This window comes from Rhodovulum viride (assembly GCF_003265965.1).
GTDB lineage: Bacteria > Pseudomonadota > Alphaproteobacteria > Rhodobacterales > Rhodobacteraceae > Rhodovulum > Rhodovulum kholense.
Map to the genome: position 1 here is coordinate 102859 of NZ_MUAV01000014.1, position 20174 is coordinate 123032.

At 69.2% G+C, this 20174-nt stretch carries 16 protein-coding genes; 6 read left to right on the plus strand and 10 right to left on the minus strand.

Annotated elements, in window-relative coordinates:
* Positions 1 to 139 precede the first annotated feature (139 nt).
* Positions 140 to 1108, plus strand: coding sequence for an efflux RND transporter periplasmic adaptor subunit (locus tag BYZ73_RS13150; RefSeq protein ID WP_245943142.1), 969 nt, complete (start codon positions 140 to 142; stop codon positions 1106 to 1108).
* On the plus strand, positions 1101 to 4328 hold the full coding sequence (locus BYZ73_RS13155; RefSeq protein WP_112316297.1) for an efflux RND transporter permease subunit: 3228 nt from the start codon (positions 1101 to 1103) through the stop codon (positions 4326 to 4328). The genes BYZ73_RS13150 and BYZ73_RS13155 overlap by 8 nt, the downstream gene beginning before the upstream one ends.
* On the opposite strand, the gene BYZ73_RS13160 is transcribed toward BYZ73_RS13155, so the two are convergent.
* Both BYZ73_RS13160 and BYZ73_RS13165 read right to left on the minus strand, forming a co-directional pair.
* Positions 4307 to 4936, minus strand: a complete 630-nt coding sequence (locus BYZ73_RS13160) for a nitrogen fixation protein NifQ (RefSeq protein WP_112316298.1) — start codon at positions 4934 to 4936, stop codon at positions 4307 to 4309. The two genes, BYZ73_RS13155 and BYZ73_RS13160, sit on opposite strands and share 22 nt — an antisense overlap.
* Positions 4937 to 5098: 162 nt before the next feature.
* A complete protein-coding gene (locus tag BYZ73_RS13165) occupies positions 5099 to 5485 on the minus strand; it encodes an NUDIX hydrolase (protein WP_245943145.1) in 387 nt (128 codons plus the stop codon).
* Between BYZ73_RS13165 and BYZ73_RS22770 the strand changes: the two genes are divergently transcribed.
* Positions 5478 to 5831, plus strand: a complete 354-nt coding sequence (locus tag BYZ73_RS22770; RefSeq protein ID WP_181498051.1) for a hypothetical protein — start codon at positions 5478 to 5480, stop codon at positions 5829 to 5831. The two genes, BYZ73_RS13165 and BYZ73_RS22770, sit on opposite strands and share 8 nt — an antisense overlap.
* Before the next feature lie 108 nt (positions 5832 to 5939).
* Complete coding sequence (locus BYZ73_RS13170; protein ID WP_112316299.1) at positions 5940 to 7418, plus strand: inorganic phosphate transporter; 1479 nt, start codon at positions 5940 to 5942, stop codon at positions 7416 to 7418.
* Between the two features lie 21 nt (positions 7419 to 7439).
* Here BYZ73_RS13170 and BYZ73_RS13175 read toward each other — a convergent pair whose 3' ends face one another.
* From BYZ73_RS13175 to BYZ73_RS13190, 4 genes are all read right to left on the minus strand, one after another.
* The gene (locus BYZ73_RS13175; protein WP_112316300.1) at positions 7440 to 8951 is read right to left on the minus strand and encodes a malonate--CoA ligase; all 1512 of its coding nucleotides are present in this window, start codon (positions 8949 to 8951) and stop codon (positions 7440 to 7442) included.
* Positions 8952 to 9059: 108 nt separating this feature from the next.
* Positions 9060 to 10973 carry a monovalent cation:proton antiporter-2 (CPA2) family protein gene (locus BYZ73_RS13180; RefSeq protein ID WP_112316301.1) on the minus strand — a complete coding sequence of 638 codons (1914 nt, stop codon included), beginning with the start codon at positions 10971 to 10973 and terminating at the stop codon, positions 9060 to 9062.
* Between the two features lie 148 nt (positions 10974 to 11121).
* On the minus strand, positions 11122 to 12630 hold the full coding sequence (locus BYZ73_RS13185) for a DHA2 family efflux MFS transporter permease subunit (RefSeq protein WP_112316302.1): 1509 nt from the start codon (positions 12628 to 12630) through the stop codon (positions 11122 to 11124).
* Positions 12627 to 13631 carry an HlyD family secretion protein gene (locus BYZ73_RS13190; protein WP_112316303.1) on the minus strand — a complete coding sequence of 335 codons (1005 nt, stop codon included), beginning with the start codon at positions 13629 to 13631 and terminating at the stop codon, positions 12627 to 12629. The genes BYZ73_RS13185 and BYZ73_RS13190 overlap by 4 nt, the downstream gene beginning before the upstream one ends.
* A 371-nt stretch (positions 13632 to 14002) precedes the next feature.
* Here BYZ73_RS13190 and BYZ73_RS13195 point away from each other — a divergent pair, with 371 nt between their 5' ends.
* Positions 14003 to 14266 carry a hypothetical protein gene (locus tag BYZ73_RS13195; protein WP_108028046.1) on the plus strand — a complete coding sequence of 88 codons (264 nt, stop codon included), beginning with the start codon at positions 14003 to 14005 and terminating at the stop codon, positions 14264 to 14266.
* Positions 14267 to 14270: 4 nt separating this feature from the next.
* On the opposite strand, the gene BYZ73_RS13200 is transcribed toward BYZ73_RS13195, so the two are convergent.
* From BYZ73_RS13200 to BYZ73_RS22775, 4 genes are all read right to left on the minus strand, one after another.
* Complete coding sequence (locus BYZ73_RS13200) at positions 14271 to 16226, minus strand: MacB family efflux pump subunit (RefSeq protein ID WP_112316304.1); 1956 nt, start codon at positions 16224 to 16226, stop codon at positions 14271 to 14273.
* Between the two features lies 1 nt (position 16227).
* Positions 16228 to 17397, minus strand: coding sequence for an efflux RND transporter periplasmic adaptor subunit (locus tag BYZ73_RS13205; protein WP_112316305.1), 1170 nt, complete (start codon positions 17395 to 17397; stop codon positions 16228 to 16230).
* A gap of 133 nt (positions 17398 to 17530) precedes the next feature.
* Positions 17531 to 19036, minus strand: coding sequence for a murein biosynthesis integral membrane protein MurJ (gene murJ, locus BYZ73_RS13210; protein WP_112316306.1), 1506 nt, complete (start codon positions 19034 to 19036; stop codon positions 17531 to 17533).
* 142 nt (positions 19037 to 19178) lie between these two features.
* Complete coding sequence (locus BYZ73_RS22775; protein ID WP_181498049.1) at positions 19179 to 19316, minus strand: hypothetical protein; 138 nt, start codon at positions 19314 to 19316, stop codon at positions 19179 to 19181.
* Between the two features lie 307 nt (positions 19317 to 19623).
* Here BYZ73_RS22775 and BYZ73_RS13215 point away from each other — a divergent pair, with 307 nt between their 5' ends.
* Entirely contained in the window at positions 19624 to 20091 is a 468-nt protein-coding gene (locus BYZ73_RS13215) for an RrF2 family transcriptional regulator (RefSeq protein WP_075784839.1), read from the plus strand.
* The last annotated feature ends 83 nt before the right edge of the window (positions 20092 to 20174 follow it).

A 20174-nucleotide genomic window follows, 5' to 3' on the forward strand; every position in this document is an offset into this window, starting at 1 on the left:
ACAAGATCTGGGCCGGGAAGCCGGTCCTGAGCTCTTGCAAATGCGGCGGAACAGGCCCATACATTCAATAAATTGCATTTGTTGGTCCGGGGGCGAACCGGTTCGCCCGGGCAGCTGCGACTCGGCGAAAGGTGGGACGATGGGCGGGCGACTCGCGATGATTCTGGTGCTGCTGGCGGCCTTGCCCGCCGCGGCGGCCGAGACGGTTCTGGCGCCGGTCGAAATCACCGAATGGAAGCCGGTCTATGGCGAGGTCGAGGCCCGTGACCGGGTGCCCGCGCGCAGCCGGATCGGCGGCACGGTGGCCGAGCTGAAGGTGACCGAGGGCGATCCGGTCGAGGCCGGGCAGGAAATCGCGCGGATCGAGGACGACAAGCTGACCTTTCAGATGCGTGCGCTCGACGCGACGCTGAAGGCGCTGACCGCGCAGCTCGAGACCGCGCGGCGCGATCTCGACCGGGGCACGGCGCTGCGGGAACGGGGCGTCGTCACCCAGCAGCGGCTCGACCAGCTTGCGACCCAGGTGGCCGAGCTTGAGGGCCAGATCGACAGCACCGCCGCCCAGCGCCGCGTGATCGAGCAGCAGGTTGCCGAAGGCGCGGTTCTGTCGCCCGGCAGCGGGCTGGTGCTGTCGGTGCCGATCTCGCCCGGCTCGGTTCTGGTCGCGGGCGACACGGTGGCCGAGATCGGCGGCGGCGGGCTGTTCCTGCGGCTCGCGATCCCCGAACGCCATGCGCTGGCGCTGCGGCAGGGCGACCGGATCGACGTTGGCACGGGCCACGGCCAAAGCGGGCGGCTGGTCAAGATCTATCCGCAGATCGAGGGCGGCCGGGTGCTGGCCGATGTCGAGGTCGAGGGGCTCGACGGCCGGTTCGTCGGGCGCCGGGTGCCGGTCCGGCTGCCGGTCGGCACGCGGCGGGCGCTGCTGGTGCCGCCGGGGGCGGTGACGCATCGCGGCGGGCTCGATTTCGTCGCGGTGGCGGGGCCCGATGGCCCGGTCGAGCGCGCGGTGGTGCCGGGCGAGCGCCTCACCCATGACCGCCGCGACTGGGTCGAGATCCTGACCGGGCTGGAACCCGGCGACCGCGTGGTGAGCCCCGATGAGTGACGAACCCCGCCCCGCCGCCCGCCGCCTCGGCCTGGCCGGAACGCTGACCAGGGGGTTCATCCGCTCGCCGCTGACGCCGCTTTTGCTGCTGGCGGCGCTGGCGCTGGGCCTGATCGCGCTGATCGCCCTGCCGCGCGAGGAAGAACCGCAGATCTCGGTGCCGCTGGTCGATATTCATGTCCAGGCCGACGGGTTGAAGGCCGTCGACGCGGTCAAGCTGGTGACCGAGCCGCTCGAGACCATCGTCAAGGGCATCGACGAGGTCGAGCATGTCTATTCGCAGACCTATGACGACCGGGCGATGGTGACCGCGCGGTTCAAGGTGGGGCTGAGCCAGGACACCGCGATTTTGCGCGTGCGCGACAAGATCCTGGCCAACATGGACCGCATCCCGGTCGGCATTCCCGAGCCGCTGGTCGTGGGGCGCGGCATCAACGACGTGGCCATCGTCACACTGACCTTCACGCCCACTTTCGGCCAGACCGCCGTGACCGCGGCCGATCTGACCCGGATCGCCCGCGAGGCCGAGACCGAGCTGGTCCGGATCGACGATGTCGGGCTGACCTATCTGGTCGGCGCGACCGAAGAGGCGCTGCGCATCGCCCCCGACCCGCAGAAGCTGGCGCTTTACGGGATCACGCTGCAGCAGTTGTCGCAGAAGGTCGCGGGCGCCAATGCCGCCGCCCCGGCGGGGCTGGTGCGCGACGGCGGCCAGCAAGTCGGGCTGGCGCTGGGCCGGACGCTGGCAACCCCGGCCGAGATCGGCAATCTGGAACTGACCGCGCGCGACGGCCGCACCGTCTATCTGCGCGACCTGGCCGAGATCGGTTTCGTCTCGGATCTGGACGAACACCATGTGGCAAGCCTCGCCCGCGGCCGGGATGGCGAGATCGTCCGTCGCCCCGCGGTCACGCTTGCGCTGGCCAAGCGCGCGGGCGCCAATGCGGTGGTGGTGGGCGAACAGGTGCTGGCCCGGCTTGAAGAGATGAAGGGCGGGCTGATCCCCGATACGGTCGCGGTCGAGGTCACGCGCGATTACGGGCACACGGCGTCCGAGAAGGCCAACGAGCTTCTGTTCCATCTGGGGCTGGCGACGGTCTCGATCGTGGCCCTGGTGTTGTTTGCCATCGGCTGGCGCGAGGCGCTGGTGGTGGCCATCGTCATTCCGGTGACGATCCTGCTGACGCTCTTTGCCGCCCATGCCATGGGCTACACGCTGAACCGGGTGTCGCTGTTCGCGCTGATCTTCTCCATCGGCATTCTGGTCGATGACGCCATCGTGGTGATCGAGAACATCGCCCGGCACTGGGGCATGATGAAACCGGGCGACAGCCGGGTGCGGGCGGCGGTCGAGGCCGTGGCCGAGGTCGGCAACCCGACCATCGTCGCGACCCTGACGGTGGTCGTGGCGCTTTTGCCGATGCTGTTCGTCTCGGGGATGATGGGGCCTTACATGAGCCCGATCCCCGCCAATGCCTCGGCCGCGATGATCTTTTCCTTCTTCGTCGCGGTGACGATCACGCCCTGGCTGATGCTGAAGATCGCGGGCCGGGCGCCCGTCCCCGCCGAGGGCGCAGGCCACGGCCATCCGGGCGGTCGGCTGGGGCGGCTTTACGCCCATGTCGTGCGGCCCATCCTGTCGCGCAAATGGATCAGCGTAGTTTTCCTGCTGGGGGTGGCGACAGTCTCCTTCGGCTCGATGGCCGCGCTTTACACCAAGGACGTGACCGTCAAGCTGCTGCCCTTCGACAACAAGTCGGAACTGGCCATCGTCATCGACCTGCCCGAGGGCGCCTCGGTCGAGGCGACCGACGCGGTGGCGCAGGCCGCCGCGCGGGTGGCGCTGGCGATGCCCGAGGCGGTCTCGGCCCAGACCCATGCGGGCACCGCCGCGCCCTTCAACTTCAACGGGCTCGTGCGCCACTACTTCCTGCGCGAAAGCCCCGAACAGGGCGATGTGCAGGTGAACCTTTCGCCCAAGGATGCCCGCGACCGGACAAGCCATGCCATCGCGCTTGATTTGCGCCAGCGGCTTGCGGCGCTCGATCTGCCCGAGGGGACCGTGCTGAAGGTGGTCGAGCCGCCGCCCGGGCCGCCCGTCATTGCCACCCTGCTGGCCGAGATCTACGGCCCCGATGGCGACACCCGCCGCGCGGTCGCGGCCAAGGTCCGGCAGGCCTTCGAGGACACGCCCTTCATCGTCGATGTCGACGACAGCTTCGGCACCCGCGCCCGCCGCATCCGGGCCGAGGCCGATCCGTCCGATCTGGCCTTCTTCGATGTCGCCGAGGCCGACGCTCTGGACACGCTCCGGATGCTGAACGGGTCCACCACGGTCGGCTATTCCCATCGCGGCGAGGGGCGGGCGCCGATCCCCATCGTGGTGGCGCGCGACAAGGCCGACCGGGTGCTGGACGAACGGGCGCTGGCGACGCCGGTTCCGGCCAATGCGCTGCCCGGCGGGCGCGGCGTGGTCGAGCTGGGCGATGTGGTGCGGCTGTCCGAAGAACAGGCCTCGTTCCCGGTCTTCCGCCATAACGGCCGATATGCCGAGATGGTCCAGGCCGATCTGGCGGGCGCGTTCGAGGCGCCGCTTTACGGCATGCTGGCGGTCGAGGACCGGCTTGCCCGGGTCGACTGGGCGGCGCTGGGCCTGACCGCGCCCGAGATCCGTCTGCATGGCCAGCCGCTTTCCGAGGACCGGCCGGTCCTCCTGTGGGACGGCGAATGGGAAGTGACCTGGGTCACCTTCCGCGACATGGGCGCGGCCTTCGGGGTGGCGCTGGTCGGGATCTACATCCTCGTCGTGGCGCAGTTCGGCTCGTTCCGGCTGCCCCTGGTGGTGCTGACGCCGGTGCCGCTGACCTTTCTGGGCATCATGCTGGGGCACGGGCTGTTCCATGCCCCCTTCACCGCGACCTCGATGATCGGCTTCATCGCGCTGGCGGGGATCATCGTGCGGAACTCGATCCTGCTGGTCGATTTCATCCGCCATGCCGATCCCGGGGGCCGGATCACGGTCGAGACGCTGGTCGAGGCCGGGGCCACACGGGTCAAGCCGATCCTGCTGACCGCGCTTGCGGCGATGATCGGGGCGGCGGTGATCCTCGCGGACCCGATCTTTCAGGGGCTGGCGCTGTCGCTTCTGTTCGGGCTGGCCTCCTCGACCATGCTGACGGTGCTGGTGATCCCGGCGATCTACCGGATCTTCAAGACCTGAGCGGGGGCGCGGGGCACGGCCCGGCCCGCGCGGGCCAGCCGGGCCTCGCCGCTTTCCTCGCCGAAGCACATGTCGAAATCGGCGCAGTCGGTGCAGACCGGCACCGCGCAGAGCACGAAGCCCTCGTCCTCGCAGATCAGCCGGTAGAAGAACCGCTTCCACTTCATGTTGGCGGTGTTTTTGGCGGCGAGCGGGCCGAAATGCCGGGTCAGCATCGCCGAAAGCTCGCCCCGGTTGCGCAGGCCCAGATCCTGCCAAAGGTGGTCGGGCTCCATCGCGCGGCGCGCGATCATCGAGGCCAGCGGCGGGGCCAGCGCCGTGTCGCCCGCATGGGCCAGCAGCAGCGAGCGCAGCGAGTCTTCCTCGATGCCGCGGGGGACGTCGCCGATGCCGCGCAGGAACTCGCGCGGCGCCGCCGGGAACAGCGCGCCCACCAGCCCCGCCAGTTCGGCCGCGTCCAGGCCGCAATGCGCTGGCAGGTCCTCGGGAACCGGGGCTTCGGACAGGGCCAGCGCCAGGATCGAGGCGGCGACATGCAGGTCTGCCGCGTCCCAGCGGCCGCGGGCGGCTCCGGCCATCAAGCGGTCATAGGCGGTGTCAGCTGTCATCGTCACGCTCCTGCCCCCAGCCTCTGCCGCGGGGGCAGCGGCGTCAAGCGAACGGCGGCCGGGCTGGGCCGAGGGCCATGCCCTGCCGCATTGCTGGGCAGCGATGGCGCCAACACGGGCGCCGCGCGAACGCGGAGCCATTGCCGCAAGGCCCGGGACTGGTCAGGCCGACCGGATCAGGTCGCGGATCACGGGCACCTTCTGCGGCTTGCCCGACAGCGACCGCAGCAGCGTTGCCAGCTCGGGCTCGTCGACCCGCCGGGCGGCATCCTTGGGGCTGAACCAGCGGCGGGTGCGTTCGCGCCGTTCCTTCCAGTCGCGCTTGAGCTTTGTCACGATCATCGGAAAGACCTCGACCCGGCAGCGCAGCACCGACCCGTCGTCGAGGCGCTTGTCATAGTCGTAGGTGCCGATGCTCTGGCTGGCGACGTAGCCCTCGGCCCCGGCCTCTTCCAGCGCCTCAATCTCGGCCGCGACCCAGGGCTTGCGCCCGTCCATGGTCCAGCCCTTGGGCATGACCCAGCGGCCGGTCCCGCGCGAGGTGACCATCAGCACGCTCAGCCGGCCGTTCTTGTCACGCCGGAAGGGCAATGCCGCAATCTGGCTGCCAACCGGTGCCTTTGGCTCGATCGCCAAACTTCCATCCATTCTTTTCCGCTCGTATCCTGCGCGGCCGCCAGAGCATCCGCGCGACTCCTCCCCCGGGCCTCTCCGGGTGCCGCGCTTTGCGCGACCAACTTTGGCGAATCATAAACCCAATACTCTGTCGGGTGTGCGAAAATATCACGTCATCTACCGCAAATCCGACATCTCCGGGAACATCTTCGGCCCGATTGGGATGCCAAACACCGTCGCGGCGGCGGCGGCAAGGCTTGCGGATATGACGTTTCGGTGACATTCGTCCTGCCGGGACGGCCGGACCGCGTGCGCGGGCCTGCGCTGCGCCCCAGCCGCGGGAGGCTGTGCCCTGCCGCGACCGACGGTAAACGAGGAAAGGCTTCCCGTGTCAGACACTTTCAAGGACCGCCAGTGGAAGACACTGGACAAGGACCTCAAGCGCCTGTCGCAGGTCGGAACCGCCGCACAATCCGTGTCGCGTCCGCTGGTGGGTGTCGGAATCTCGCTCGCTTTCATCGTGGCGGCGGCGCTGGCCGCGGCCCTGGTGACGGGCAACACGCCGGGTCTGCTGTTCGTCATGGCGGCCGCGGCCTTCGGCGCCTACATGGCGCTGAACATCGGGGCCAATGACGTCGCCAACAACATGGGTCCTGCGGTCGGCGCCAACGCGCTGTCGATGGCGGGGGCCATCGCCATCGCCGCGATCTGCGAAAGCGCGGGCGCGCTGATCGCGGGCGGCGACGTGGTCTCGACCATTTCCAAGGGCATCATCGCGCCCGAAAGCGTCGCGGATTCGGCCACCTTCACCTGGGCGATGATGGCCGCGCTGCTGGGGGCCGCCGTCTGGGTCAACATCGCCACCTGGATCGGCGCGCCGGTTTCGACCACCCATTCGGTGGTGGGAGGCGTGCTGGGCGCGGGCGTTGCCGCGGCGGGCATCGCGGCAGTCAACTGGCCGACCATGGGCGGCATCGCCGCCAGCTGGGTGATCTCGCCCTTTCTGGGCGGGGTGATCGCGGCCGGGATGCTGGCCTTCATCAAGTGGAAGGTCGTCTACCGGGACGACAAGATCGCGGCGGCCCGGGTCTGGGTGCCGGTGCTGATCGGCGTGATGTCGGCTGCCTTTGCGACCTATCTGGCGATGAAGGGGCTGAAACACCTCTTCGATATCGGGCTCGGGCATGCGGCGTTGATCGGGGTGCTGGTCGGGGTCCTGGCCGGGCTGGTTTCGGTGCCGCTGATCCGGCGCCAGTCGGTGGGGCTCGAGAACCGGAACCGGTCGCTGAAGGTCATGTTCACCGGGCCTCTGGTGATTTCCGCGGGGCTTCTGTCCTTTGCCCATGGTGCCAACGACGTGGCCAATGCGGTCGGGCCGCTGGCGGCCATAGTCCATGCCCAGCAGGACGGCGAGGTTCTGGGGCAGGTTGCGATTCCGGTCTGGGTGATGGTGATCGGCGCCTTCGGGATCTCGTTCGGGCTGATGCTGTTCGGGCCCAAGCTGATCCGCATGGTCGGCAGCCAGATCACCAAGCTGAACCCGGTCCGGGCCTATTGCGTGGCGCTGTCGGCGGCGCTGACGGTGATCGTGGCCTCGTGGCTGGGGCTGCCGGTCAGCTCGACCCATATCGCCGTGGGCGGGGTCTTCGGCGTCGGGTTCTTCCGCGAATGGGATGCCGAGCGGCGCTGGCGCCGGATGGATCAGACGCTGCCGCAGGCCAAGCGGCTGGCCCCGGAAGAACGCCGCCGCCGCAAGCTGGTGCGCCGGTCGCATTTCATGACCATCGTCGCGGCCTGGGGCATCACCGTCCCGGCGACAGCCCTGCTGTCGGGCGGGCTTTTCGCCGCGATCATGGCCCTGCAATAGCGACCCGGACGCGACGCGTGCTCAGGCGAAGCTGTCGCGATACTCGGCGCGAAGCGCCGCCTTCTGCACCTTGCCCATGGCGTTGCGCGGCAGCGCCGGGGTCAGCACCACCCGGCGCGGCTGCTTGAAGGCGGCCAGCCGGGTCCTGAGGTCGGCGGCGATGGCGTCCAGATCGGGCCCGGTACCCGGCGCAGGCACCAGCACCGCCACCACGGCCTCGCCGAAATCGGGATGGGGCACGCCGATCACCGCGCTTTCCAGCACGCCGGGCTGGGCGTCGAGCGCCTCTTCGATTTCCTTGGGATAGATGTTGAGCCCGCCCGAGATGATCAGGTCCTTGGCGCGGCCGACGATCTGCACATAGCCGTTCTCGTCGATCCGCCCCAGATCGCCGGTCAGGAAAAAGCCGTCCTCGCACAGCTCTTCGCGGGTCTTCTCGGGCATCTGCCAGTAGCCCTTGAAAACATTGGGGCCCCGGACCTCGATCTGGCCGATCTCGCCCTGCGGCAGCTCGGCCCGGGTCTCGGGATCGGCGATCCTCAGATCGACCCCGGGCAGCGGCAGGCCCACCGTGCCCGCGATGCGCTCGCCCTCATAGGGGTTCGAGGTCGACATGTTGGTTTCGGTCATGCCGTAGCGTTCGAGGATGCGGTGGCCGGTGCGGGCCTCGAAGGCGCGGTGGGTTTCGGCCAGAAGCGGCGCGCTGCCCGACACGAAGAGCCTGAGAGGCGCGGCCAGTGCGCGGTCGAAGCGGGGATCGTCCAGAAGCCGCGTGTAGAAGGTGGGCACGCCCATCATCGCGGTCGCGCGGGGCAGCGCGGCAATCACCGCGTCGGTGTCGAATTTCGGCAGAAAGATCATCGACCCGCCGGCCAGCAGCAGGGTGTTGGTGGCGACGAAAAGCCCGTGGGTGTGAAAGATCGGCAGGGCGTGCAGCAGCACGTCCCGGGCGGTGAACCGCCAGACATCGGTCAGCACCTCGGCATTGGAGATCAGGTTGGCCTGGGTCAGCATCGCCCCCTTGGACCGCCCCGTCGTGCCCGAGGTGTAGAGGAAGGCGGCCAGATCCTCCGCGTCGCGCGGCACCGTCGGATAGGTGCCGGTCCTGGCGCGGGCGATCACCGTGAAGCTGCCCGAGCCATCGGCATTCAGCGTGGCGATCCGGGCGCCCGCAGCCTCGGCGACCGGCGTCAGCCCGCCCATCCGGCGGCCGTCGCAGATGAACAGCCGCGCCCCGCTGTCGGACAGGAAATAGGCCAGCTCGTCCGGAGTATAGGCGGTGTTGAGCGGCAGGAAGATCACCCCGGCCTGGGCGCAGGCCGCATAAAGCGCCAGCGCCTCGGGCGATTTCTCGACCTGCACCGCCAGCCGGTCGCCGGGGCCGAGCCCGAAGGCGTTCAGCGCATGGGCAAAGCGGGCGGCGGTGGTCAGGAAGGCCGCATGGGTCAGGGTGCGGCCGTCGGCCAGATGCAGGAAGGGCGTCTCGCGCCCTGCATGGCGGCCGAAAAGCTGGTCGTAAAGCGGGTTGGCCATGGGCGGGCTCCGGTCTGGTCGGGACCGGCATCGGCGCCGGCCCACCCAGTCTGCGGGACGGCGCCCGCGACGGTAAAGCGCGCCAAGCACCGCACCCCGGACGGGCGATCAGCGCGGCTCGGGCAGGGTGTCGGATTCGGCCAGCACGTCGGTCGGCGTCGTGGTCTCGCTTTCGCTTCGCAGCGCGGCGGCCTCGTGCAGCAGGCTTTCGGCGAAGGCGCGTTCCAGATCGGACTGAAGCTTGCTGTTCAGCTCCATATATTCGGCATTGTCCTCGAGCGGCACGCCGGGCTTCCAGACCTTGGCCAGCTCGCGCAGCGCCGTGCGGTCGAAGCTGAACAGCGTCTCTTCGGCATTCTCGGCCTCGTAGGCGGAAAGCCCGGTCTTTTCCAGCACCCGGCGCCCGCAGCGCAGCGCGCTGTCGAAGACCTCGCGCACGGTTTCGTCGGCGCCGGCGCGGTACAGCTCGAAGACATGTTCGCGGTCGCGGGCGCGGGCGATGATGAAAAGGTCGGGCCGCACGCGCCGGGCGTAGCGCACCAGCGTGGTCGCGGCCTGGGCGTCGCCGATGCAGACCACCAGCACCTCGGCCGTGTCGATGCCCGCGGAATCGAGCAGCGCCGGCCGGGTCGCGTCGCCGTAATAGGCCTTGAAGCCCAGCCGCCGGACCCGCCGCACCGCGCGCAGGTCGTCGTCGATCACCGTGGTCCGCCCGCCGGTCAGCGCGATCATCCGGTTCACCGTCAGCCCGAACCGGTCGATCCCGGCGATGATGACGGGATGGTGTTCGTCGATCTGGTCGGCATCGGGCCGCGTCCCGCCACGCGCCTGCAACACCCGGGCGATGATGTCGTGCAGGATGAAGAGCGCGGGCGTGATCAGCATCGACAGCGCGATCACAAGGCTCGACATGGCGACGATGTCGGGCGGCATGATCCGCTGGGACGAGGCGAAGCCGACCAGCACAAAGCCGAATTCCCCGGCCTGCGCCAGCCCCAGGGTGAACAGCCAGCGGTTCGACCGGTCGAGCTTGAAGGCCAGGGCCAGACCGTACAGCACGGCGACCTTGATCAGCACCAGACCGGTCACATAGACCGGCAAGAGGATCGGCGCGTCCCAGAACACTGAGAAATCCATGCCCGCGCCGACCGTAATGAAGAACAGTCCCAGCAGCAGGCCCTTGAACGGCTCGATCGAGCTTTCCAGTTCGTGCCGGAATTCCGAATTGGCCAGCACCACGCCCGCGAGGAAAGTGCCAAGCGCGGGCGACAGCCCCACCATCAGCATCAGCGAGGCGATCCCCGCCACGATCACCAGCGCCATCGCGGTGTTCAGCTCGCGCAACCGTGCCGCCTGGACGTAACGGTAAAGCGGGCGCACCAGATAGTGACCCGCGAGCACCGTGCCCGCGACCGCGCCCAGCGTGACCAGCGTCACGCCCCAGGCGGGCAGTTCCTCGATCAGATGCATCGCGCCATGGCTGCCTTCGGTCTCGGCCGCGCGCATCTCGGGCGAGGCGAGGAAGGGCATGATCGCCAGCATCGGGATCACCGCGATGTCCTGCATCAGCAGCACCGAAAACGCACTGCGCCCGCCGGGCGTGTTCATCAGCTTCTTTTCGGTCAGGGTCTGCAGCACGATGGCCGTCGAGGACAGCGAGAAGATCATCCCCATGGCCAGCGCCGACTGCCAGGTCTGGCCGAAGACAATGGCGGCCGCGGTGACCAGCGCCACGGTGATCAGGACCTGCAGCCCGCCCATCCCGACCAGCTTGTCCCGCATCGCCCAGAGCGCGCGGGGGTCGAGCTCGAGCCCGATCAGGAACAGCATCATCACCACGCCGATTTCCGACACATGGCGCAGCGTGATCATCTCGGCACCGGCAAGCCCCAACACCGGCCCAACAACCAGCCCGATCAGAAGATAGCCCAGGACCGAGCCAAGCCCCAGTCGCGTGGCCAGCGGAACCGCAAGCACGATGCACAGCAGATAAAGCGTGGCGTTGAGCAGGAAGCCTTCCATATACCGTCCCGGTGGGCGATCCGCCGCCGGCCGGACGGGCCGAAGGATGGTGTCGCATGCGTCGCACCCTAGCGATTGGGGCGAGTGCTGCAAGCATCTGGACCGGCGAACGCGAACGGGGCGTTGTCGCAGCGGGGGCCGCGGGCGTTCAGGCGGCCGCGGTCTCGGCGGGCGCGCCCGGGCGTGGTTTCTGCAGGACCAGCGCCGCGGGGATCATCGCGAAGGCCGCAAGCCCTGCCAGCAGGAAGGCGTCCTGATAGGCCAGCATCGCCGATTGTGCGCGCAGCGTCTGGGCCAGCCAGGCCGCGCCTTCCGGGCTGGTCGGGGTCAGCCCCAGCGGCGCCAGATACTGGGAGACCGCCTGCCGTGTCGCGGTCAGTTCCTCGCCCAGCAGAGCCCAATGCACCTGGCTCCGCTCGGAGACCTGCCAGCCCAGGATGGCGACGCCAATCGACGAGCCGATCGACCGGGTGACGCCATAGATGCCCGAGGCCTCGTCCTGCCGCGCCGACGAGATGTTCTGGAAGGCCAGGGTCGACATCGGCACGAAGAAGAGCCCCATCCCGAAGCCGGTCACCACGCCGGGAAGGCCGAGATCCCAGAACCCGGCATCGAGGTTCAGCCCGCTCAGCAGCACATTGCCCAGCCCGGTCAGCCCAAGCCCCGCGACCACCAGAAGCCGCGCGTCGATGCGTTTCAGAAGCACCGCGCCGGTCACGACCATCGACACGCCCGCCGCCAGCCCGCGCGGAATGAACAGATACCCCGCATCGAGCACCGGATAGTCCAGAAGCCCCTGCACGAAGAGCGGCAGGATGGCGATTGCCCCGAACATCGACACCCCGAAGCCCAGGATCGCCACATTCGCCGCCGCAAAGCTGCGGTCGCGCAGCAGCGAGAAATCGACGATGTTGTCGCGCTTGCGCCAGCCTCGCGCCACGAAGAACACGCCCGCCACCGCCGAGCTCAGCGCGGTGACCTGGATCAGCTTCGAGCCGAACCAGTCATGGGTCTCGCCCAGATCGAGCGTCATCTGCAAACAGCCGATTGCCGTCAGCATCAGCGCGAGCCCCGCCCAGTCGACCGGCAGCGACCGGGTCTCTTCGGCCTCCAACTCGCCCGCGATCAGCATCAGCGCGAAGGCCGCCAGCGGCAGGTTGACGTAGAAGACCGCGCGCCACGAGAAATATTCGGTCAGAAGCGCCCCCAGCGTCGGGCCGAAGACCGGCGCCACCACCACGCCCAGCCCGAAGAAGGCCATGGCCTGGCCGCGTTTCTCGCGCGGGAAGGCGTCGAACAGGATCGATTGCGACAGCGGGATCAGGAAGGCACCGCACAGCCCCTGGCCGATCCGGAACAGAACCAGCGTGCCGACCGACCAGGACAGCCCGCACAGCATCGAGAAGCCGGCAAAGCCCAGGATCGCCGAGGTGATCAGCCGCCGCCGCCCGACCCGCCGCACGAAGAACCCGGTCAGCGGCATCACCGCCACCGAGGCAACGATATAGCTGGTGACGATCCAGACGGTCTGGTCCGAGGTCAGCCCGAAGGCCGCCTTTATATGGGGCAGGGCGACGTTGACGATGGTCATGTCCATGACCTCGAGGATCGCGGTCAGCACCACCGCCAGGACGATGGGCCAGCGCGCGGCGCTCATGGTCCGGGCGCGGCCGTGGTGTCGACGGTCGCGGTCGCGCTGGCGCCCGCCTTCAGGCAGAAGCGCGCAGCCTCGGGCACCGGGTCAAGCGCGATCCGGACCGGGATGCGGCGGGTGACCTTGACCCAGTTGCCGGTCGCGTTCTGCGCGGGCAAGAGCGAAAAGACCGCCCCCGCGCCCGGACCGACGCTGGCGACCCGGCCCTCCAGATCGAGCGCGGGGCAAAGGTCGATGCCGATGGCGGCGGGCTGGCCGGGGCGGATGCGGGTCAGATCGGTTTCCTTGAAATTGGCCTCGATCCACCACTGGCCATCGCCCACCAGAGAGAAAAGCGGCTGACCTGCGGTCACGACGGACCCGGGCCGAAGGTCGATATTGGCGATCCAGCCGCTTTCGGGCGCGGTCACGGTGGCATGGTCAAGGTCGATCTCGGCCATCTGCAGCGCGGCCAGCGCCTCGCGGACACCGGCGTTGCGGTCGCCCTCGTCACCGAGACTGGCCTGCGCCCGGGCCAGTTGCTGAGCGGCCGCCGTCTCTTCGGCCTGCGCCCGGTCACGCGCGGCCAGCGCGCTGTCGAGTGCCGATTGCGACACGTCGTTGCGGCGGAAAAGCCCCTCCTGGCGCAGGTAGTCGGCCTCGGCCTCGCGGCGGGCGGCGCGGGCCGAGTCGAGCTCGGCCTCGGCGGCGGCGACCTCGCGGGCGGCGGCGCCCGCCGATTGCAGCGCGGCATCGGCCCGGGCCCGGGCCTGATCGACCGCGGCCTTCAGCGCGCGGTCGTCGATGCGGAACAGAAGATCGCCCGCCGCCACATGGTCGTTCTCGTCGACGGCCAGCTCGGCGATGCGCCCGCCCACCTCTGGGACGACGGTCAGCACATGGGCCTCGACATAGGCATCGTCGGTGCCGGGATAGACCCGTTCATGGGCCCACCACCAGACCAGCACCCCCGCCAGCGCGAGCACCGCGAGCCCGGCCAGCACCGGTTTGCGACCGAGCTTCATCGCCCCGCCCTTTCCTGTTCTCCCTTGCACATGCGTCGGCCCGTTCTTTTCGTGCTTCGCGGTCGTCCGCTCCCCGGGCATGACCGAGTCTCGGGTCCGGTGCAACACCCGCGCCGCGCCGGGCGCGCGGACCCTAGCGCGCGCCGGATCGCATCCCCCTGTCGGCCGGATTACAGTTTCGCAATCCAGGTGTCGAAACCGGGGCGGCCGCGGTCGATAAGGGCGATCGAGGGGTCGATAGAATTGTCTTCACCTGCCGCCCTCCGCCCGCATTGGCGCACGATTTCGGCCCGATTTCGGGCAGAGGCAGGATGCATCGAGGTCCGGGCCGCCTCTGGTCCGGGCGAATGCGCTGGGTGTGAGGACCTGCCATGACCGATATCTCTGCCGTTTCCGGCTCCACCTTCTCGGATGGTGGCCCGAATGTTGCCGTCGCCGTTCTGGCTGCGCTGCTGCTGGGTCCGTTCGGACTTTTCTATGTCAGCCGCGTGGCGGCGATCGTGATGATCGTGCTGACCTTCGTCATCGCCCTGCCGACGCTGGGTTTCGGCGTCCTGCTCACCCTGCCGCTGGGCATGCTTTGGGCCGGGATCGCCGCGATCCGGCTGCGCCGCCGGGCGATGCTGGCGGCCTGAGGCCCTATTCCCGGCTCAGGGCGACCACCGGGTCGAGCCGCGCCGCCGCCCGGGCCGGGAGAAACCCGAAGGTGATGCCGATCAGCGTCGAGGACAGGAATGCCACCGCGATGGCCGTGCCCGAGAAGGCCAGCCGCACCTCGGTCGCGACCCGGTCGACAATCTCGCCCGTCAGCAACGCGCCCGCGATCCCCAGAACCCCGCCGACGAGGCAGACCAGCACCGCCTCGATCAGGAACTGCGCGACGATGTCGGACCGGCGCGCGCCGATGGCGATGCGCACCCCGATCTCGCGGGTCCGTTCGGTGACTGACACCAGCATGATGTTCATCACCCCGATGCCGCCCACGATCAGCGAGATCACCGCAATCATCGCGACCAAGGCGGTCAGGGTCCGGGTCGTGCTGGTGATGGTCTCGCGGATCGAGTCGCTGTTGGTGAGGAAGAAATCCCTGCTGCCATGGCGGGTCAGCATCAGCGCCGAGATCGCGTCCTGCGCCCTGGTCATGTCGTAGCCGTCGGCGACCCGGACCGCGATGCTGCTGAAATGGTCCTGCCCCGAGACCCGCGCCATCGAGGTGGTGTAGGGGATCCAGACATTCAGCGAGGACGGGCCGAAGGTCGCCCCGGTCGCGCGCACCAGCCCGATGACCCGCACCGGCACCCGGCCCAGCAGCAGCACCTCGCCCAGCGGGTCGGCCCCCGCGCCGAAGAAGGTGTCGCGGGTGTCCTCGTCGATCACCGCGACCTGTTCGCGGGCGGCGATGTCCTCGGGGCCGAAGACAGTGCCTTGCAGGGTTGTATAGGCATGAACCTGGAAATAGTCGCCGCTGACCCCGCCGATCGAGGCGGTCGAGGTCACGTTCCGGTAGCGCACCGACAGGCTGTCGGACACCGCCGGCGAGACGCTGTCGGCAAAGTCCTGCAGTGCCAGCGCATCGGCATCCGAGGGCACCAGCGTCTCGAAGCGGTTGGCGTCGCGCGCGCCGAAGCCGCTGCCCGAGCGGATGGTGATGGTGCTGGTCCCGAGCGAGCTGATGTTCTCCAGCACTTTCTGCTGGCTGCCATTGCCAAGCGCCACCACCAGCACCACCGAGGCGATGCCGATGATGATGCCCAGCATGGTCAGCAGGCTGCGCACCCGATGCGCCAGAAGTGCCCGCGCGGCCATGCTCAATGCCTCGATCTGGCGTCTCAGCCCCGCGCCCGCGCGGATCTGGCGGACCGGGCGGTCGGGCCGGTCCGCCCGGGGCGCGTCGGCGGTGGGCCGGTCCGACACGATCCGGCCGTCGCGGATCTCGATCACCCGGTGGGCATGGGCGGCGACACGCGGGTCATGGGTCACCATCACCACGGTATGGCCCTGCCGGTTCAGGTCGAGCAGAAGCGCCATCAACTCTTCGCCCGAACTGGAATCGAGCGCACCTGTCGGCTCGTCGGCAAGGATCACCTCGCCGCCGTTCATCAGCGCGCGCGCGACCGACACCCGCTGTTGCTGGCCGCCCGAAAGCGCGCTCGGCCGGTGGTCCAGCCGGTCGCCAAGGCCGAGCCGCCGCAGCAGGTCCGTCGCCCGGGCGCGCCGCGGCCCCGCGCCTTCGCCCGCATAGACCGCCGGAACCTCGACATTTCCGACCGCGTCGAGATCGGGCAGCAACTGATAGCGCTGGAAGATAAAACCGAAATGCTCGCGCCGAAGTTCGGCCAGCGCATCCGGGTCGAGCGCCGAGACATCCTGCCCGTCGAAGAGGTAGCGGCCGGAACTCGGGCGGTCGAGACAGCCGAGAATGTTCATCAGCGTCGACTTGCCGGACCCCGAGGCGCCGATGATCGCCACCATCTCGCCCGCGCGGATCTCGATATCCACATTGTCGAGAACGGTGATGGTCTCGTCGCCCGCCTGAAAGCTGCGGGTGATGCCGCGCGCCGCAATCAGCGGCTGGCCAGGTTCGGAGCCGTGCATCTCAGAACCCCATCGGCGGACGCATCCGCCGCGATCCGCTGCCCTGGGCCGCCGTGGCCTCGGCCGATCCGGTGACGACCCGGTCGCCTTCGGACAGGCCCGAGACGATCTCGGCCGTGACCTTGTCGTTCAGCCCGACTTCGACCGGTTGAGTGCGAACCGTGCCGGTGGCGGGGTCGTATCGCTGGACCTCGGCGCCGCCCGGGCCGGTCCTGACCGCCGAGGCGGGCACGGTCAGCACGTTCTGGGCCCGGTCGAGCACGATCGAGACCTGGGTCGTCATGCCGATCCTCAGCTTGCGGTCGGGATTGTCGACTTCGAGCAGGCCGTTGTAATAGATCGCCTCGTCGGTCGAGATGGTGTCGCTGTCCTCGATCTCGCTGGGCGCCGGTTCGACATCGCGCACGGTCGCGGTGAACGGGGTGTCGGGTTCGCCGAGGATGGTAAAGCGCACGTCCTGCCCCGGCCTGACATGCACCACATCTGCCTCGGAGATTTCGGCCTTCACCACCATCCGGTCGAGATTGGCGAGCTTGACGATCGTCGGCGCGTCGTTGACCGCGTTCACGGTCTGGCCTTCCTCGACGACGATGGCGACGACGGTGCCTGTGATCGGCGCGGTAATCCGGGTGCGTTCCAGCGCGATCTTGGCGGTCGAAACCGTCACCTCGGCTCGTTTGCGCTGGGCTTCGAGCGCCTCTAGATCGGCGCGGTCGACATCGACATCGGCCTGCGCCGCCTCGACATCGCCGTCCGAGACATAGTTCTGCGCGGCCAGCTTGACCTGCCGGTTCAGCGTCAGCTCGTCCTTCGTCAGGCTCGCGGTCTTCGCCGCGATCTGGGCCATGATATTGGCCAGATCGGCCTCGGCCTGCAGCACGTCGTTCTGCTGGTCGAGCGAGTCGATCTGCGCGATCAGATCGCCCGCCTTGACCTCTTGTCCCAGTGCGACCGCCAACGTCTCGATCTGGCCCGAGACCCGGGCGCCGACGCTGACCAACTGGCTTGCCTCGACCGTGCCGGTGGCCAGAACCGTCCGCTCGACCGTGCCGCGGGTCGCGGCGGCGGTGGCGGGCGTGCCGGTCGCCGTGTCGCGCAGCGAGACCGCCCAGGCGCCGGCCCCAAGCGCGGCGGCGACAAGAAGGATCAGAAGGCGCAGTCTGGTTTTCATCGGGAAAGGCTCGCAATGCGGCGAAAGGGGCGTTGCAGGGTCATACGCGGCGGGGGCGGGCTTCCGTCGCCGGACCTGGCCGGACACGCAGCCGTGATCGGGACGCGGCCCGGGATGCCGCTCGGGAAGCCGCTCAGGCCGGGTGCCAGCCGCGCAGGCAAAGCGCGCTGCCCGCCGTCTGGAGCGCAAGCCCCAGAAGCCCCAGCGCGATCAGGGCTGCGGCCAGCGCGCCCCCGGGCAGGGCGGCCTCGGCCGCGGCGCGCACGGGCGCCTTCAGGGCCAGCACCGCCGCCGCCATCACGGCGGTCGTCCCCAGAAGCCCGGTGACGCGCCCGCGCGGCAGCGCCCCGGCATGGCCGCGCCGCCGCGACAGGACCCAAAGCAGGCCGGCATAGACCGCCATCCCCGCCGAGGTCGCCAGCGCCAATCCGGCCGCGCCCAGAACCGGGGCCAGCGCGAGTTTGAGCCCCAGATTGGGGAGCGCGGCCAGCATCAGTGCCGTCAGCGGCGTGCGGGTGTCGCCCCGGCCGTGAAAGCCCGCCACCAGCGAGCGTACCGACAGGGCGGGCACCAGCCCCAGCGCATAGGCGGCGAGGATAGCGGCCGAGGCTTGCGCAGCCTCGGCATCGAAGGCCCCGCGCCGGAACAGCACCTCGACCGCCCAGTCGCCCAAAAGCGCCATCAGCACGGCCATCGGCAGGCCGGTCGCGAGGCAGACCATCGCCGCGCGGTCGAGCGCCCGGCGCATTCCGACAGCGTCGCCAAGCCCCGCCCGCCGCCCGATATCGGGCAGCAACACCGTGCCCAGCGCGACCCCGATCAGCCCGATCGGCAACTGGTACAGCCGGTCGGCATAGTAAAGCGTCGACAGCGACCCGGACGGCAGGAAGGTCGCCAGAACCGTATCGGCCAGCACCGAGATCTGCAGCGCGCCGGCCGCCAGCACCGCCGGGCCGAGGCGGCGGAAAAAGGCCCTGGTCTCGGGCGACAGCCGCGGCGGGGCGACGCCCAGCGCGATCCCGGCGCGGGTCGCGGCCATGGCCAGCAGCAGCACCTGCGCCACGCCCGACAGGGTCACGCCGACGGCCGCCGCCTGCGCCACACCCGGAAAGAGCGGCGCGGCCCAGAGCGTTGCCAGCATGCACAGATTGAGCAGGATCGGCGCGGCGGCGGTCGCGGCGAAGCGGTCGCGGCTGTTCAGAAGCGCGCCCAGATAGGCCACGACCGACATGCACATGAGATAGGGAAAGGTGATCCGCGTCAGCGTGATCGCCAGCGCCCGTGTCGGGTCCTCGGCGCCAAGCCCCGGAGCGAGGAGGCTCAGTACCCATCCGGTCTGACTCAGCGCCACCGCGAGCAGCACGAGATTGGCCAGCAACAGCCAGCCCAGCACCTCGGCCCCGAAGCGTCTGGCCGGACCGCCCGAGGCCGACAGCGCGGCATAGCCCGGCAGGAAGGCTGCGTTGAAGGCGCCCTCGGCCAGCAGCGCGCGGAAATGGTTCGGCAAGCGGAAGGCCAGCATGAAGGCATCGGCCACCGGCCCCGCGCCGAGCGCCGCGGCCAGGACCACGTCGCGCAGAAACCCGAAGATCCGGCTGAGCAGGGTCAGCCCGGACACGGTGCCGAGTTTGCCAAGCATGGGACAGCAACTCCTTGACCCGCGCCGTCCGGGCGGGTCCCGGGGCCGCCTGCTTATCGCGCCTTTCCCGGCGCGGGGCCAGTGGCCGCCGGAGCCGGACGTTCAGCCCCCCGGCGGATGGACGCCGAGGGGCTCGCGGGTGTTACCGCCCCGCGTTCTGGCTGTGGCCGATGGCAGAACTCGGCTGGGTCCAGAGGCTTTCGGGTGTCAGGATGAAGGCGAAGAGGGCCAGATAGGCGACCAGAAAGACGATCAGCGCGGCGGCATTGCGCCGTCCCATCGTCACAAGTCCGCCAAAACCCGCTCTTGGAGCTGGCTGCATGGTGCGAATCCCCCATTGTGGCCAGTTAAGTCTACAGAGGTTGTCGTGATAAATCCTCCCGTCCTTCGTGCTTTCCATGGAGCGATTTCCCCGGCCGGGGGCTGTGGCCGCCACTGTATGGACAAAAACACCCGTGCCTTGTTTGGATTGGCGGCTTCAACCTATTGTGCCGTAATGATTAATCCTTCCGGCTGCTGAGGGCGGCCGGGGCGGTCCGGCAACAGCCGCGCTTGATCGTCGCGGGTTTCGCTCGTATGCGTGGCCTATGATCACCCAGAAGACCAAGTATGCCTTGAAGGCCCTGATCGCGCTCGCGGAAGAGGCCGCCGGGGACGGCGAGGCGCTGACCATCGAGCAGATCTCGCAACGGTCGGGCGCGCCCAAGCGGTTTCTGGAACATATCCTGCTGGATCTCAAACGCACCGGCTATCTCGGCTCGCGCCGGGGCCGGTCGGGCGGCTATCTGCTGATCAAGGCGCCGCGTCAGGTGTCCATCGGCGAATTGCTGCGCGAGGTCGACGGGCCGATCGCGCCGCTGCCCTGCCTGTCGCGCCGGGCCTACCAGCCCTGCGACGATTGCGAGGACGAGGAAAGCTGCCGCATCCGCAGGCTCTTCGGGCAGGTTTTCTATGCCTATCTGCTGCTGATCGAGTCGCTGACCCTCGCCGATCTGCTGGAAAGCCCCGAGCGGATCGAACGGCTGGCGGCGGATGCCGCCCTGCCGCCCGTCTGAGAGCGCCCCCGCCCCGTTCCGGTCAGCCCCTGTACCCGTCGGACTGGAACCATTTCCAGGCGTCCTGGATCATGGTGGGGAGG